This is a genomic window from Actinomadura mexicana (genome assembly GCF_900188105.1).
In the GTDB taxonomy this organism is placed as follows: Bacteria; Actinomycetota; Actinomycetes; order Streptosporangiales; family Streptosporangiaceae; genus Spirillospora; species Spirillospora mexicana.
The window spans coordinates 178,616-193,776 of the sequence record NZ_FZNP01000011.1 but is presented as its reverse complement, the minus strand read 5'-3'; the positions used below and the strand labels follow the sequence as shown (position 1 = coordinate 193,776).

Below are 15,161 nucleotides of genomic sequence, written 5' to 3'. Positions count from 1 at the left end.
GCGGTGGACGTTGCGTTTGACCAGGTCGGTGACGGTGGTCGATGCCGGGACCTGCTTGGCTCAGCGCCGTAGCGGCAGGCCGGACAGGCCGCGGCGCCGCATCAGCATGGCCACGGTGTTGCGCCCCACCGTGATCTGGTGGGCTTGCACCAGTTCGGCGTGGACGCGCGGTGACCCGTAGGTTCGGCGTGAGGCCTGGTGGACGGTGCCGATCAGGTCTGCGAGCCAGGCATGCCTGATCGCTCGCGCCGAGGGCGGCCGGGACCGGGCGTTGGAGTATCCCGAGCGGAGGACGCCCAGGGCCAGGCAGGACTGCCTGACCGGAACGCCTTCACCGGCGAGCTCGGTCACGAGCTCGAACCGCCGTTTTGGGGGCACCACCTCCTCGACCGCGGCGGCCGCCTTGCGAAGGATCTTGACCTCGTTCTCCGGCTCTCGGATCCGCTGGTTGGCCGCGGCCAGGACTGCCGACTCCACCGCTCCGGCGCTGGGAGCTCTGAGTCTTCACTCGACGAGATCGCGTGAACGCCACCGGTACAGGAACGACTCGGCGATGCCCAGCGCTACCGCGACCTCGCAAACGTCACGGATCGGCGCCCACCACGGCGTTCCACAGAGCGCTACGGCCCTCACACAAGGCGTCGAGGCACGAGCGGACGAGTGAGCATTAGTCGCCGACGTCGCATTGTGAAACGAGACGGCCAGTGCGTAGATCCGTCGAGATAAATAATCAAGAACCAGCGCGTCACACTGCCCGGACCGCCCATACTTGACTCAAAAGCGCCATGTACTTCGCATGTCCCTTTGCCGTGGACGACGATGCCTGATCAGTTTCAGCAGCATCAATCGGAAGAAATTACTTCCCCTCCCGCATCACCGTCCTCCTCGCCTACCAATTCCTCCTGGTCCTGCACATTCTTGCGTTTCTCCAACCATTCGTCCAAAAATGAATTCTCAGATTTATCGCGTTCCTTTGGGGTGGGTTTCGAGTCGCGCACCGCGGCCCTGGTCCTTTTCTCGCGTTCCTCGTCCTCGGCACGCAATCCGTCGCGTGACCTCCAGGCGCCGCCCTCGATCATCCGTCGCCGAACGGTGGCACGGCCGGCGGGCAGTCCGGCGTCGGCGTCCGCCTTCGGGGGCTGAAGAGTAAAGGTGTGCGCTTCCCCGTTGTAAAGAAGTTGGGTGATCGCCTGGTAGTTTCCCGGACTCCGCAACACCTGCGGCTCCACATCGAACTCCGCAGCCAGCAGGTTAGCATCATGGTTGGAGACACCGAAGAGAATACGGTTGGCCACATTGCCGAGAATCGCGGACATTAAATTGTCAGCGACGGCCCCAGTGAAACGTGAAAACGATTTGAGCTGGCCCACGTTCTGGTGCGCCAAGATCAAGCCAAGGCCGAACTTCCTGGCTTCGGCAACAATCTCGTCGAATCCGGTCACAGCGAACGCTTGAAACTCGTCCACGTACATATAAATCGGATCCGACTTGTTCCTATTCTGCCGCCAGCGTCCGTAAACGGCCTTTCGAATGCGTTCCTGAATGAACGATCCGAGCATTCTCGCCGCGGATTTACTCATCTCCCATTCGGGAATCTTGACCAACAGGATTCCGCCGCGACCAACGCAATCCTCGATCGACACTGTGGAACTTCCGCCCGTGAGCACTTGGCCGAGCACGCCGTCCTGTTGCATCTCGCTGAACTTGGAAAGCGTCCAGTGCAGGACCTCTCCGATCGCATCATCGCGTTGTTGCTCGAAGACCCCCCAGCGTTCCTTCAGGTCCGGGTCGGTGAGAATGTTCCTGATCCAGGTGCGCCGCTCCTTACTGCGCAGGACGCGGACTAGGTCGATGACGCTGGGAGGCTTGATCGGGTAGTCATCGTTGGTGATGGATTCGAGTGCGAGACGGACTATCTCCTCGAAGCGCGGCCCATAGAACTCGTGGAAGGACTGCCGCTCGATGAGCTGGATGAACTCCTCGATCGCCAGTTCGAGGTCCGCCATGCCGTGAACGTCAAGGTCGAGCGGGTTGAGCACGGGCAGGTAGTCCGGATCACCGAAGTCGAGGAAGAGGACCTCGTCGTCTCGACCGGCGGTGTGGCCGAGGAGGAAGTCGACTAGGTCGCCATGCGGGTCGATGACCGCGACGGCGCGGCCCTCCCTGATGTCCTGCATGGCCATCAGCTTCAACATGTTCGTCTTGCCGGAGCCGGTGCGGCCGACGATGTAGGTGTGGCGGAGACGGGCTTCCTCGGCGAACCGCACATCGACGCGCTGGTCGTGGCGGGCCTGACTCGACCGAGCCGTCCCGAGGCTGATGCCCTCGGCTAGGACGGCGACGTCCGGTAGGGAGATCGCCCTGGGTACGCCATGGGAGAGCCCACGGCCCTCCATGCGGCCGTGCGGGGGGTGGAAAATCCGCAACGCTTCGGCTGGGGTAAGCGGCGTCGTCGAGTCCGGGAGTGGCCCGTTCGGCAGTAGGGCCGAGCGCGCTGACTCATCAGAGACGATGTCGAAGGGGACGCCACGGAATAGCCAGAGACCGATACTCCGCAGCACAGAGTCACCGAGCGTCTCGTCCGCGCCCACGTGGATTTGCAAGGCCAGATTGGCCGGGTCGGCTTCCTCGTTGCTGGCTCGACTCAGGAACGGCGCGACGACCCCGTCATGGTCTCCTACGAACCCGGTGCCGCTGAGGGTAAGCGAGGGGCTCGGCCCGCCGGTTGGCTCGCGCGCGGCCTCGGGCGCCCTGCGGCAGACCAACTGAACGGAGATCTGCGGTTTGAGGGCGCGTAGGTAGTCGATCAGGCCGCCCCAGTCCTCCTGGATGAGCGGGACGGTGTTCGCTCTGGGTCTCAACTCGACCAGGAAGGGCGTGTTCAGCGAACTGGAGGCGGTCGTAGCCAGGATGTCCCAGCCGTTACTGAAGGCCACCCCGAGTTGCTGACCGATGCCTTCGGCCAAATCGTCGATCACATCGGGATCGTTGGATTCAGTGAGCGCGACGATGTCAAAAAAGGGCGCGAGATTTCCCGTGGTCTGGCGGGCGGTGGACACCCGATAGAGGAGCCGTACGCTTTCATCGTTCAGGAGGGACAAGGTCCGCAGTACTCCGAGTTGCCTAGGAAGGCTCTGCACAGCACGATCGACATTGTACTGCCCGAGCCGAGCGGCGTAGAAGACGGTGAACTCCGTTTCAGCTTCGGAGTTCCGCAAGGGTCTTCGGGTCGGCGGAGTAATCTGCTGGTACTCCGGGCGAATCTGTGATTCCAGCTGTCGGCGTGCCACGTTCAACTTATCGGTGAGGCCGCCCAAGCCAGCCGTTTCGATTTTTCCGAGCAACGGGTGCCAGTGCTCATGCAGCGTAGTCAGGGCAGCGTAGCGTAGCTCCGGCTCCGACTTTACGTTGGACAGGATGAGGTGCGTGGTCAGCAGCAGAAGATCCGATTCGAGGAACACCTGCCGCTTCTGTCGCCTGCGCAATCTTTTGACCGCCTCAAGCAGGACGGCCGGTGGTCTCATCTCTTCGAGGCGCTCTTCGGCGGTGCTGAGGAACTCCCTATACCGGCCAGCGTTGTACTGTTCCAGGGACCAGTTGTGCATCGGCCTAGCGAGACCGCTGATGGTTCCCGAGGCGTCGCTGGTTTCGGCGTCCTCGTAAAGGATTGCCGCGCGCAGATGAATACGGTTCTGAGGCGTCTTGGTGCGTTTGGGTCGCTGCTGAAATCCGGTGAAGTCCGCCACGACGATCGATTCGCCGGGCGGGAGCGGCTCGGTTCCCAGCGTCCTGTCCACGAAGATGCCGGCGACGTCTGGGGCGAGAACGGCGCTGCCACCGAACTGCGCATGGTTAGAGAAGACGGTCGCGAAGTTACGCGGCCGTTTTAGAAAATCCTCAGTGGGGCTGGACAGGGCGGTGGTGAGGACCAGGTCGGGTGGCCGGTCTTGCCCGTCGAAGTCACGTCGGATGTTGACGTAGTCCATGCAGATGGCCAGGCCGACGTCATACCTCCGTTCGCCTTTGGACAGGGACACCCGCACGGGCCCCTCGCCGCGCTCGATGTACTCGCCCTGAGCGTGGTCCGCCTTGGTGACGAGGGCAAGTCGATCCTTAGAGACGAATACCGCCGAGTTGCAGCCGAGCGCCTCGGTAGCCGCTGAGAACCCCTGGTCGGCCAGGATGGCCGCGTCCATCTCGCGGAGTTGGCCGACGCCGGCGAAAATCGTCAACTCGTTCCGGTAGCCGGTCAGAACGTGGATGAGTTCCGCGGATACCGAGCATTCGGGAAAAACCACAACGTCGACCTGGTGGTCGGAGCAAAATTCCAGGATCTGCTTGAGTTTCAGCTCGGATGAGCGATGCCTGGCTCTTCTGATTACGGATACCGCCGTATCCGTCTGATCCTCGAACTCGTCCCCGAGGTCGAGATCATTAAGTGCAGTGTCGTCTGATTCTACAGGTATGGACTTAATCCCTATCAACGGTTCGTCGGGCAGCCAATAGTCAGCCTGACGGGTGCGCATGTTCGGGATGTAATCCAGCTGCACGGCTGCCAAGCGAAGGAGGTGGTCGCTAGTCGCCGGAGCTTGCTCGGTCGATTCTGTCATCACTTCTCCTTCCATCTATTCTATCCGCCGTGGAGCCTGTCGAGACGGTGGGTACAGCACTCGGTCACGTGCGGCCTCCAGCACCAGAGTCGAGGCTGACCGCGAGCTTCTCCGCAGCCCCGTAAGGTCGGAACCCTCGAGTCTTCTCCAGATAGTCGATAAACTCACGCGCAGCCCTGACCGTCGTGACGAAGGACCGGCCCATGTTCTCCTTGACCATGGATCTGTCGACGTAGCCGCCCTGGCAGCCGATAGCGATCGAGTTCATTACAGCCAGTGCATAGCTCGCCCGGTCGCGTTCATCCTTGTCCACCGCATCCATTTCGCTCGCCGACAACCCCGCTAACGACCGGTGCACGATTCTCCTGCCGTCGCGCACTTCGGGCGATAAATAACGATCTTGAATCTCGAAGAACGCGCGGAGTTTGTCTGAACGCCGCGAGCGCCGAAACCCCCAGACCGCGACAAGCAGGGCGACCGTCGGGGAGATGAGACTGAGAGCCACAGGCGCATCCATACTTGCAGGATAACCGCCCGACATGACAAACGGTTGAAGTGGCTGGAAGCGGGCATCTCAAGATCCGGATAGGAGTCCTGCGCGCCTCGCTCGGCCATTTGACCGCATGTGGACAGATTGTTCAGGGTGTCCTGCCGAGCACTTGTGCGCGATCGATAGCGCCAAGCCCCTGTCGGGACGGTGCAGCCAGGCATGCGGAGAAGTCGGGTTCAAAGTTGGCGTCGGCATCCGTCACAGTGCCGGCGGGCTTGTCGTCGAAGCCGGGCCAGGTTTCGATTCCCGCGGCTTGGTCCGGTACGGCCACTGTCGCTCGGCGTGGCCGTCCGGTCACTGGCCAGGATGAAACAGGGTCATGAGGGACGAGAACGCCCCTCGTTGTCCGGTCCGTGCGGTGCTGTTGCGGTGGGCGTTGGCAGCCCCGTACACCGCCAACACCAGACCGCCGATCCCGACCACCGCGCCGAGCACCCCCGAAGGTGTCAGTTCGGACGACGGCGTGGGTGTGCCGCTTGTCGGCCCTAAGACACTCTTCGCCTCCTGCGCCGCCCCAGCTGGGCGGACCTCGATCCAAATCTCGTAAGCTGAGCCGCTCTCGCGTTCCCATCGCCGTATCTGTTCGGCCAGGCCGTCGGCGACCTGATCGCCACGCGTTCCGTAGGAACACGGCCCCAGCTCATAAGCGCGCCGCCCGCCCAGACGGGAGACACGGGCCGCATGGTCGAGTAGCCGATGAAGTTCTGCTGGACCTTTGCCATGCTTCCCACCCGTACATGGGCTTCACCGGCCCATACGCGGCGGCGCTACCGCAGGTCACCAGACAGCAGAACCCGACTTGGCGCCCAGCGCCGTCGAGCGCGTCGGCGCCCGCACCCGCAGCAGTCCATGGGCATGAACTGCAACTGTTGGGTGGCGGGGTAACCGAGCGCCGCCGCAGGTTGACCAGCATGCTGGCGTCGCCGAGCTTGTCGTATCGGCCGTGTCCGAGTCCTGCCCGGCTCCTATGACTTGATGCGGAGGGCGAGGAGGGCGATGTCGTCCGTGCCGGTTGTGGGGAGGTTGCCCAGGAGGCCGTCGCAGAAGTCTGCCAAGGGGCTGTGCGCAAGTGTGGATGCCTGCTGGCGGAGCCGGTTGAGGCCGTCGTCGAGGACTTCTCCGGGGTGTTCGACAAGGCCGTCGGTGTACAGCAGCAGGGTGGAGCCGGGAGGCAGCGGTTCGGTCGAGCCGCGGTAGGGCTGGTCGAACGGGACGCCCAGCAAGGGGTTGGCGGCGCCGTCGAGGAAGCGGCCGCCGGTGTCGGGTGCGACGAGGAGCGGCGGCGGGTGCCCTGCGACGGAGTGATGGAGCCGCCATAGGCCGGGTTCGGGTTCTTCGACACGGGCCAGCACGCAGGTCGCCGTGGCGTTCGGGGCCACCGTTTCCATCGCGAGGTTGAGCCGGCGGAGGATCTCGGAGGGTGGGGCGATGTGGTCGGCGATCAGGGCCCGCAGCATGTTGCGGAGCTGGCTCATTCCGACGGCGGCGGCCAGGTCGTGGCCCGAGACGTCGCCGATGGTCAGCACGGTCGCACCGTCGGGGAGGACGAACGAGTCGTACCAGTCGCCGCCCACCTCGCCCGCCGTGGGGCTGGCCACGTAGCGGGCGACGATCTCCAGGGCGGGGAGTTCGGGCGGGTCGGCGAGCTGGCCGTGCTGCAGTGCCAGGGCCACCTGCTGGGTGCGGTTGAACTGGATGGCCCTGCTGAGCGCGTCGTGGGTGTGCTCGAAGATCTGCCTCATGAGCGCGATGTCGTCCGGTCCCAAGGGAGCGCGGTCGTCGCGTCGGGCGGCGGTGACCGCTGCCGCCACGACACCGTCGACGATGACCGGCACCAGCACGACACTGGTGGCCCTTGCCTCGGTCAGCCAGGTCGCGGTGCTCTGGGGCAGCAGATCGGCCGGCGGCCGGCCCTGCGGGAAGGTGCGATGCACCGCACGGTGCTCCAGCAGCGCACGAGCGAACCCGCTGTCAGGAGCGAACCGCTCCTCCCCGGCAGGCGGTTGGCGGCTCAGGCCGCCGCCGGCAGCGGTCGCGACGCGCCAGGCGATGATCGGGGCTCCTGACGGCCGGTTGAGGAGATCGGGAAGTAGATGCACGCCGCACCCGTCGGCGAGGGCGGGAACGAGCACGTCGGCGAGCGCGGTGAACGTCTCGGCCAGTCCGGTCTGCTCAGCGGCCGTCACCGCGGCACGGTCGAGCAACGCCTGGCGCTGCCGCTCCTGCCACAGCTGCTCGACATCGATGCCGGTACCGACCCATTCCACGACGGCGCCGTCCTCGAACACCGGCGCCGCGCGCATGTCGAAATGCCGGTACTCGCCCTCCCGCGTGCGCACCCGGTAGGTGTACTGCCAGGGGCGAGCGTGCCGGCGCGTCTCCTCCCACGACCGCATCGCCGCTTCGCGGTCCTCGGGGTGCAGCACCTGCAACCAACCTTCGCCGCGATAGTCCTCCCAGCGCTGCCCCGTCACCCGCTCCCATGCCCCGCTCGACTCGATCACCTGGCCGGCTGGGTCCGCTACCCACACGAGCTGCGCGCTCAGCCACACCAGGCTCTCGAACCGGCGCCGCAACCGCCGCTGCTCGTCGGTCGCCCGCGCGGCCCGCCCTACTGCGGCGACCTCCTCGGTGACGTCCACCGCGACCACCAGCAGCCCGGGACGCTCGTGGACGAAACGGGAGATGCTGAAGGAGAAGAACCGCTCCTCGCCGCCGTGGTCCGCGGAGGCCAGCCTCACCGGCGCCTCGACCAGGGTGACCGGCTCCCCGGTGGCCAGTACACCGTCGAACAGACCGCGATAGTCGCGCCGCACCTCATCGCCGAATGCGGCCCCTATCGGCTCGCCGAGCGGACGGTTCCCGACGAACGCACGATACGTGGGATTGGTGTACACCAGCCGGTGCTCCGGCCCGATCGTCAAGGCGACCGCGATCGGCGCCGGGTCGAACAACTCCAACGCAAGCCGTCCCGGCTCATGCCCGCTGGCATCCTCCATCACACAAGTCCCAAAGTTGGTCCGGCCGGACACCGCTCTAACCAGTCCTACCCACAAATGCCCTGTCCGCTGTTCCCTGGGCGTGAGTGACCTCGCGTTGACCTGAGAGCCACGCACTTCACGGTGCCGCCAGTGAGAATCGCAACGAGTGCGGCGCTGTCCTTCGGTTCCCCGGACCGTGCCGTCGGCCTTTGCGGGCAGGGAGGATGCGCTTCATGGCAAGGCCGGCGGTGACCAGGGTGAAGAGGGCCGGGAGCCGAGTCATGGGGACGCTGAGGCGACGGTGGCGAGGGCGTCGTGGGGTGGGAATCGCATCGGGTTCGTCGTGTTGGGGAAGGTAGTCCCAGAGGACGGGGTCCGTTCGGCCTGACGAGAGGAGGCTGTGATGGGGGTCGTTTCGCCCGGGTTCCACAGACGGCGGCGCGAGTCCGCGGTCCAGCTGCCGCCCGGGCAGTACCTGACCGAGGATTTTCCCGTGCTGTCGGCCGGTCCGACCCCGCGGATCCCGATGGAGGAGTGGGAGCTCACGGTGACCACGGAGACCGGGCGGCAGCACCGGTGGACGTGGCGGGAGCTGCTGGATCTGCCGTTCGAGACGCCGAGGGTGGACATCCACTGCGTCACCAAGTGGTCCAAGCTGGGCACGGACTGGCAGGGGGTGTCGCTGGACGTGCTGCTGGCCGGCGTGGACACCGCGGCCGATTTCGCGCTCGTGTCCTCCTACGGCGGGTACACCACCAACCTGCCGCTTGAGGATCTGCTCGACGGCCAGGCGTGGATCGCCTACCGCTATGACGGTGAGGAACTGGAGCCGGAGCACGGGGGCCCGGTGCGGCTGCTGGTACCGCACCTGTACTTCTGGAAGTCGGCGAAATGGTTGCAGGGCATCGACTTGCTGACCGAGAACGAGCCGGGCTTCTGGGAGAGCGCCGGCTATCACGACTACGGGGATCCATGGCGCGAGCAGCGGTACCAGGGCGACTGACGTGGCGCGTGGCGCGGCTGGCCGGAACGCGCCAGGAGACGGGTACGGCCCGCACGCTCATCTTCGATGTGCCGGGCTGGCCGGGGCATCTGGCCGGTCAGCATGTCGACGTGCGGCTGACCGCGGCGGACGGCTATGCCGCGCAGCGCAGCTACTCGCTCTCCGCGCCCGACCGGGTCGAGCTCACCGTGCAGCGGATCCCGGACGGTGAGGTCTCCCCGTATCTCACCGATGTGCTCGGCGTCGGCGATCCAGTCGAGATCCGGGGCCCGGTGGGCGGCTGGTTCGTGTGGCGGCCCGGTGCGGGACAGGACGTCCTGCTGATCGCGGGCGGTTCCGGCATCGCGCCGCTGATGGCCATGGTCCGTGCCCGCCGCCTGGCCGGGAGGAGCACGCGGTTCCGGCTGGTGTACTCCACGCGCACGCCCGGGGACGTGTTCTATGCCGACGAGCTGCGGCGTCCCGAGCCCGGCCTGGATGTCACGCGTGTCTACACCCGGGTGGCCCCCGACGGCTGGCCCCGCCCGCCCGGCCGGCTGATGGCGGCCGATCTCGGGGACGGCCCGCCCGACCGTGACTGCTTCGTCTGCGGGCCGACGGGATTCGTGGAGTCGGCGGCCGACATGCTGCTCGCCCGCGGTCACGACCCGCGGCGGATCAAGACCGAACGATTCGGCTGAACGGAGGCTGAGCGAGATGAACGCGCCCCGCGGGGAGGAGACCCCGGGTCGCCGTCCCATGGATCATGTGGACGGCAACGCCCTGGCCGGCCCGCTGAGCGAGCTGTTCGCCGTGGACGTCACGGCGGCCACCGGCCGCTGCGTCAACTGCGGGCTCACCGGCCCGATCGCCGAGCTGCGGGTCTACGACCGGGCGCCCGGCCTGGTCGCCCGCTGCCCCGGATGCGGCCACGTCCTCCTGCGCTACGTCCGGACACCGGACTCGGCCTGGATCGACCTGACCGGGACCGTCTCCCTGCGCGTCCGGCTACCGGACGCGGACGAGGAGGGGCGCGGATGAGCGTCCAGCGATGACGGAACGCCGAGCGGGCCCGCCCTCCGGATCGTTCGCCGACCGGACCGCGTGGGCACGCAACCTGCGGACCCCGCTGCGGGAGTTCCTGCACACCGAGACGGGCGGCGCCGTGGTCCTGCTGGCCGCGACGCTCGCCGCACTGGTCTGGGCGAACGCGGACGCGTCCTCCTACGAGCGGGTGTGGGAGACGCAGGTGTCCGTCCGGATCGGTGACACCGGCCTCTCGCAGGATCTGCGGGAGTGGGTCAACAGCGGCCTGATGACGGTGTTCTTCTTCGTCGTCGGTCTCGAAGCGCGCCGCGAGTTCGACATGGGAGAGCTCCGCGACCGGCGGAGGTTCGCGCTGCCGCTGGCCGCCGGTGTCGGCGGGATGGCCGTGCCGGTGGCCATCTACCTCGCCTTCAACGCCGGCGGTCCGGCCGCCCACGGCTGGGGCATCGCGATGTCGACCGACACCGCGTTCGCGCTGGGCGTGCTCGCGCTGGTCGGACGGACCTTCCCCGCACGGCTGCGCACGTACCTGCTCACGGCCACCGTCGTGGACGACGTCATCGCGCTCGCGGTGATCGCGATCGTGTACAGCGGCGACGTCGCGCTGCCTCCGCTGCTGCTGGCGGTCGGCATCTTCGCGGTGACCGTGCTGGTGCGCGCCCTCGGGGTGCGGCAGATCCCGGTGTACGTCGTGCTGGGCGTCGCCGCGTGGGCGGCGGTCCAGTCCGCCGGGGTGGAGCCGGTGGTCGTCGGCCTGGTCATGGGACTGCTGACGTACGCCCACCCGGCGGCGCGCGACGACCTGGAACGCGCCACCGAGGTCTTCAGGCTGTTCCGGGAACAGCCCACCCCCGAGTTCGCCCGGTCGGCGCGGACCGGGGTGGCCGCGGCGATCTCCCCGAACGAGCGGCTCCAACTGCTCATCCACCCGTGGGCGAGCTACGCGGTCGTGCCGCTGTTCGCGCTGGCCAACGCGGGAGTCACCATCACCGCCGGGTTCCTCGGCCGCGCCTTCACCTCGGCGGTGACGCTCGGCATCGTGATCGGCTACGTGGTCGGGAAGCCGCTCGGGATCCTCGGGTCCTCATGGCTGGTGACCCGGGTGAGCCGGGGCCGACTGCGTCCACCGGTCGGATGGGCCGCGGTCGGTGGCGGCGGCGCGATCGCCGGCATCGGCTTCACCGTGGCCCTGCTGATCGCGACGCTCTCCTTCACCGGTGCGCGGCTGGAGGAGGCCAAGATCGGCGTGCTGTCCGCGGCACTGTGCGCCACGGTCGTGACGTGGGTCGTCGTCCGCGCGGCCGCGCTGCTGCCGCCGCGCAGGCGGTTGCGCGCGCTCCTCGGGACGGCGGAGAGCATCATCGACCTGGCCGCACCGGTCGAGCCCGATCGCGACCATGTCCGCGGCCCCGCGAACGCGCCGGTCACCGTGGTGGAGTACGGCGACTTCGAATGCCCGTACTGCGGGCAGGCGGAGCCCGTCGTCCGGGAACTGCTCGCCGACTACGGGGACGTCCGGTACGTGTGGCGCCACCTGCCGCTCAACGACATCCACCCCCAGGCGCAACTCGCGGCCGAGGCCGCCGAGGCGGCCGCCGCGCAGGGCCGGTTCTGGGAGATGCACGACCTGCTGCTCGACCGCCAGGACGCGCTGCGACCCCGGGACCTGCTCCGCCACGCCGGCGACATCGGCCTCGACGTCGACCGTTTCCGTGCCGACCTGCGCCGGCACACCGGTGCCGGACGGATCGCCGAAGACGTCGACTCGGCCGACCTGAGCGGCGTCTCCGGAACCCCGACCTTCTTCGTCAACGGACGGCGCCACGTCGGCGCCTACGACATCGCCACCCTCTCCGCGGCGGTCCGGGGCGCCCGCAAACGCGCGGCGGTCGGCTCCTGACACGGGCGTGCCCAGGGTGCGGCTTCTGATCCGGCCTCACCGCCAGCATCTGGGCTTTGAGGCTTCCGATCGACGGCCGGGGCCCTCCGTTGCTCACCACCGCCGCTCACGCCGCGCACGCCGCAACCAGCCCGTGACCAGCGGCCTCAGGTTCTGAACCGCCTCACGGCCCGCCTCCTCCGTCGGCCGTGATCCTGATGATCGTCTTGCCGGGGACTCGCCGGTCCCCGCGGTGAACGCGGAGGGCGCGTCGGGGCGCGTCCGGACGGCCCCCACGATCGGCTTGAGCCGTCCGTCCCGGAGCCGCTGGGCCAGGTCCGCGAGCCGGGCGCGATCGGGCTCGACGACGAAGAAGACAGCCCGCCCGTCCCTGGGCTGGACCTTGGGTGGCATGGCGATGGTCACGAGCGTGCCGCCGGCGCGCACGAGCACGGCCGAACGGTCAAGGACGTCGCCGCCGATCACGTCGAACACCAGGTCGGCGTCACCGGCGTCTTCCAGCCGATCGGCCTGCAGGTCCAGGAAGGCGTGCACGCCGAGACCGAGCGCGACGTCCCTGTCGGCGGCCCGGCCGGTGCCGATCACTCGGGCTCCCACCTCGCGCGCGAGTTGTACCGCGATCGAGCCGACACCGCCTGCGGCGCCGTGGACGACGACGGTCTGGCCGGCCGTGGTCGAACAGCCCCTGCCATGCAGTCAAACCCGAGATCGGCAGTGCGGCGGCCGCGGTGTGGTCGACGTCCGCCGGAAGCGGAGCGAGGTTGCGGGCCTCCACCGCGGCGTACTCGGCCAGTGAGCCGTTGCGGGTCCAGTCGGCCAGTCCGAACACCCGCCGGCCGACGGTGAGGCCGGTGGTTCCGTAACCCAGCGCGGCGACGACACCCGACAGCTCATGTCCGGGCACGCTCGGCGCGGATCGGTGTTCACCGGCTCCGGCGCGCGGCGGAACGGAACGACCGACCAGCACCGCGGATCTGTCGAACTCCCGGTGATCTCGTCAAGTCACCGCCGCTTTCTCGGGTGGCATGCGCCCAGGACCGTTCGACGAGGCAGGACGACCACGTGAAAGATTGGGCCCATGTTTCCGGAGACGCCCGCCACCGCCGCCGCGCTGTCCGTGGCCACCCGTTTCTGCTCGCCCGCGCTGCTCAACCACTCCGTCCGCTCCTACCTCTGGGGAGCGATGTACGGCGCAGCGCACGGGATCGCCTTCGACGACGAGCTGTACTACGTCTCGGCGCTGCTCCACGACATCGGGCTGACGGAGGCGTTCGACAGCCACAGGCTGCCGTTCGAGGACGCGGGAGGGCACCTGGCCTGGGTCTTCGGTGTGGCGGCCGGCTGGCCGGCGGAGCGCGCCGCCAGGGTGTCGGAGATCATCGTGCTGCACATGCGCGACGACGTGTCCCCCGCGGCCGATCCCGAGTCCCACCTGCTGCAGATCGCCACAAGCTGGGAGGTGGTCGGCCGGCGGCCGGAGGAGTTCCCGACCGATGCGAGGGCGGAGACGCTCGCCCGCTATCCCCGGCTGGGATTCGGTGCGGAGTTCCTGGCGTGCTTCGAGGATCAGGCGAGGCGCAAGCCGGACAGCGCCGCCGCTGCATCGGTCGGCAAAGGCGTCGCCGCGCGAATCGCCGCCAACCCACTCGAAGGCCGCCCACCCTCCTGATCGGGGAAAGGAGGGGCCGCGCAGGATCGAACGGCGACCCGCGATGGAAGGCGGCCGACAGGCTGGCCCGCACGACACCGCGTGTCGATGCGTCGCTGCCGACCGGCTTCCGCCGCCATTGCGTTGCCCGTCCTGACCACAGATCGTCGGCGAAGTGGCGGCGCAGCCGTCCGTCCGGATCCTGTGGACGCTCTGTGAAGGACGGCGCAACGCGTTGTGGTGGTCTTCAGACCGGCATCAGCGTCGGAATGGGAGAGACGGCACTGGTTCAGTCGCGGACCGTGTGGACAGGCGGCGGCCGTGCACGTTGAGGAAGAGCGCCTTGTTGATGTCGGCGCCACGTAGCTTGACCCACTCTCTCAGCCAGGACCCGAGTTCGGTTGGTCGAAGGGCGGCCATCCCTGCCGGATGGCCGCCCTTCGACAGGCGTTCGGCTCCCGGATGCCTACCGGGGCAGGAAGAACGGAGCTCAGCAAGTCACTTCACAACTCGGAGGCCTTGGCGCCAGGTGGGGTGTGTCGGGTGCCAGCCCAGTTCGCGCTTGGCCTTGGCGTTGGATGCGCCGCGCAGTTCGGTCATGAGCACGACGCCGGCCTGTCCGGCGGCCAGCCGTCCGATGAACCGCGGAACGCGCATCGGCTTCTTGGCACCCAGCATCGCCGCCAGTTCGGGAAGCCATTCGGCGACCGGGGCGGGGTCGTCATCGACGATGTTGTAGACACCGCGTCCGCCGGTCTCCACCGCTGCGACCGTGGCCTCGGCGGCGTCGGCGATGTGGACGAACGACCACACCCCGCCGCCGTCGCCGACGACCGGGAACTTGCGTTTGCGGATCATGTCGAACTGCTCGGAGCCTGGGGCCATCGAGGTGCCGGGTCCGTAGAACGCGCCGTAGCGCAGCACGATCCCTTCGGTCCAGGCGGCGCCCAGCACGGCCTTCTCCAGATGCTCGATCGCGGCCATCATCTGGGTCATCGAGCCGATCGGTGAGCGATCCAGGGGGTCCTGTTCGTTCTTGACCGGCCCGCCGGTCCGGGCGTAGGTGAACGCGCCGTTGCTCTGGGCGACGAACCGCCGTACTCCTGTGGCGCGTGCGGCCGCGAGCAGGTTGTCGGTGCCCTCGATCCGCAGCCGGTTGGTGGCGGCGAAGCTGCGCTCGAAGCGGCGGGTGTCGATGTGCCCGATGGCGGTCAACTGGTGAACGATCACCTCCGGGGCCGCCTGGCGCACGGCCGCCTCGACCTGGGCGCGATCGAGCGCGTCGGCGATGACCGGTACCGCGCCCAGCTGTGCTGCCCTGGCCTTGCCGGATTCGCTGCGCATCATGGCGAACACCTCGTGTCCCGCATCGACCAGACGCGGCACCAGTTCCTTGCCTATCGCCCCGGTCGCTCCTGCCACCAGCACTCTCATCGTCGGCTC

12 protein-coding genes are annotated in these 15,161 nt (G+C 67.7%); 5 read left to right on the top strand and 7 right to left on the bottom strand.

All coding sequences use genetic code 11. From position 1 onward, the window contains the following. Positions 1 to 60: 60 nt before the first annotated feature. The 4 genes from CHC11_RS27335 to CHC11_RS27320 form a co-directional block, all read right to left on the bottom strand. Positions 61 to 477, bottom strand: coding sequence for an IS3 family transposase (locus CHC11_RS27335; protein WP_089314683.1), 417 nt, complete (start codon positions 475 to 477; stop codon positions 61 to 63). 365 nt (positions 478 to 842) lie between these two features. Next, entirely contained in the window at positions 843 to 4,610 is a 3,768-nt protein-coding gene (locus CHC11_RS27330) for a type IV secretory system conjugative DNA transfer family protein (protein ID WP_089314682.1), read from the bottom strand. 64 nt (positions 4,611 to 4,674) lie between these two features. Then, positions 4,675 to 5,127 (bottom strand): DUF4760 domain-containing protein, encoded by a 453-nt coding sequence (locus tag CHC11_RS27325; RefSeq protein ID WP_143227339.1) that lies wholly within the window; start codon positions 5,125 to 5,127, stop codon positions 4,675 to 4,677. Between the two features lie 998 nt (positions 5,128 to 6,125). Beyond that, positions 6,126 to 8,159 carry a SpoIIE family protein phosphatase gene (locus CHC11_RS27320; RefSeq protein ID WP_089314680.1) on the bottom strand — a complete coding sequence of 678 codons (2,034 nt, stop codon included), beginning with the start codon at positions 8,157 to 8,159 and terminating at the stop codon, positions 6,126 to 6,128. 385 nt (positions 8,160 to 8,544) lie between these two features. Between CHC11_RS27320 and CHC11_RS27315 the strand changes: the two genes are divergently transcribed. Genes CHC11_RS27315 through nhaA form a run of 4 tightly spaced genes read left to right on the top strand, consistent with a single transcriptional unit; the run spans position 8,545 to position 12,070 of the window. Next, on the top strand, positions 8,545 to 9,144 hold the full coding sequence (locus CHC11_RS27315) for a sulfite oxidase-like oxidoreductase (RefSeq protein ID WP_089314679.1): 600 nt from the start codon (positions 8,545 to 8,547) through the stop codon (positions 9,142 to 9,144). Positions 9,145 to 9,152: 8 nt separating this feature from the next. Continuing rightward, entirely contained in the window at positions 9,153 to 9,824 is a 672-nt protein-coding gene (locus CHC11_RS27310) for a ferredoxin reductase (protein ID WP_245919842.1), read from the top strand. A 58-nt stretch (positions 9,825 to 9,882) separates the two neighbouring features. Continuing rightward, positions 9,883 to 10,164 carry a DUF6510 family protein gene (locus CHC11_RS27305; RefSeq protein WP_089314677.1) on the top strand — a complete coding sequence of 94 codons (282 nt, stop codon included), beginning with the start codon at positions 9,883 to 9,885 and terminating at the stop codon, positions 10,162 to 10,164. A 10-nt stretch (positions 10,165 to 10,174) separates the two neighbouring features. Next, positions 10,175 to 12,070 (top strand): Na+/H+ antiporter NhaA, encoded by a 1,896-nt coding sequence (nhaA, locus tag CHC11_RS27300; protein WP_089314676.1) that lies wholly within the window; start codon positions 10,175 to 10,177, stop codon positions 12,068 to 12,070. 93 nt (positions 12,071 to 12,163) lie between these two features. Here nhaA and CHC11_RS42190 read toward each other — a convergent pair whose 3' ends face one another. Together CHC11_RS42190 and CHC11_RS43945 are read right to left on the bottom strand one after the other, a co-directional pair. Continuing rightward, positions 12,164 to 12,655 (bottom strand): zinc-binding dehydrogenase, encoded by a 492-nt coding sequence (locus CHC11_RS42190; protein ID WP_218826272.1) that lies wholly within the window; start codon positions 12,653 to 12,655, stop codon positions 12,164 to 12,166. Next, entirely contained in the window at positions 12,555 to 12,974 is a 420-nt protein-coding gene (locus CHC11_RS43945) for an alcohol dehydrogenase catalytic domain-containing protein (RefSeq protein WP_425427345.1), read from the bottom strand. The genes CHC11_RS42190 and CHC11_RS43945 overlap by 101 nt, the downstream gene beginning before the upstream one ends. 174 nt (positions 12,975 to 13,148) lie before the next feature. On the opposite strand from CHC11_RS43945, the gene CHC11_RS27290 reads away from it, so the two are divergent. Continuing rightward, entirely contained in the window at positions 13,149 to 13,739 is a 591-nt protein-coding gene (locus CHC11_RS27290; RefSeq protein WP_089314675.1) for an HD domain-containing protein, read from the top strand. Positions 13,740 to 14,216: 477 nt separating this feature from the next. On the opposite strand, the gene CHC11_RS27285 is transcribed toward CHC11_RS27290, so the two are convergent. Then, the gene (locus CHC11_RS27285; protein ID WP_245919840.1) at positions 14,217 to 15,140 is read right to left on the bottom strand and encodes an NAD-dependent epimerase/dehydratase family protein; all 924 of its coding nucleotides are present in this window, start codon (positions 15,138 to 15,140) and stop codon (positions 14,217 to 14,219) included. Positions 15,141 to 15,161 lie beyond the last annotated feature (21 nt).

Excerpts from the sequence above, each read along its gene's own strand:
- CHC11_RS27315 (WP_089314679.1), top strand. The coding sequence starts at position 8,545 with ATGGGGGTCGTTTCGCCCGGGTTCCACAGACGGCGGCGCGAGTCCGCG.
- CHC11_RS27330 (WP_089314682.1), bottom strand. The coding sequence starts at position 4,610 with ATGACAGAATCGACCGAGCAAGCTCCGGCGACTAGCGACCACCTCCTT.
- CHC11_RS27290 (WP_089314675.1), top strand. The coding sequence starts at position 13,149 with ATGTTTCCGGAGACGCCCGCCACCGCCGCCGCGCTGTCCGTGGCCACC.
- CHC11_RS27305 (WP_089314677.1), top strand. The coding sequence starts at position 9,883 with ATGGATCATGTGGACGGCAACGCCCTGGCCGGCCCGCTGAGCGAGCTG.
- nhaA (WP_089314676.1), top strand. The coding sequence starts at position 10,175 with ATGACGGAACGCCGAGCGGGCCCGCCCTCCGGATCGTTCGCCGACCGG.
- CHC11_RS27325 (WP_143227339.1), bottom strand. The coding sequence starts at position 5,127 with ATGGATGCGCCTGTGGCTCTCAGTCTCATCTCCCCGACGGTCGCCCTG.
- CHC11_RS27320 (WP_089314680.1), bottom strand. The coding sequence starts at position 8,159 with ATGGAGGATGCCAGCGGGCATGAGCCGGGACGGCTTGCGTTGGAGTTG.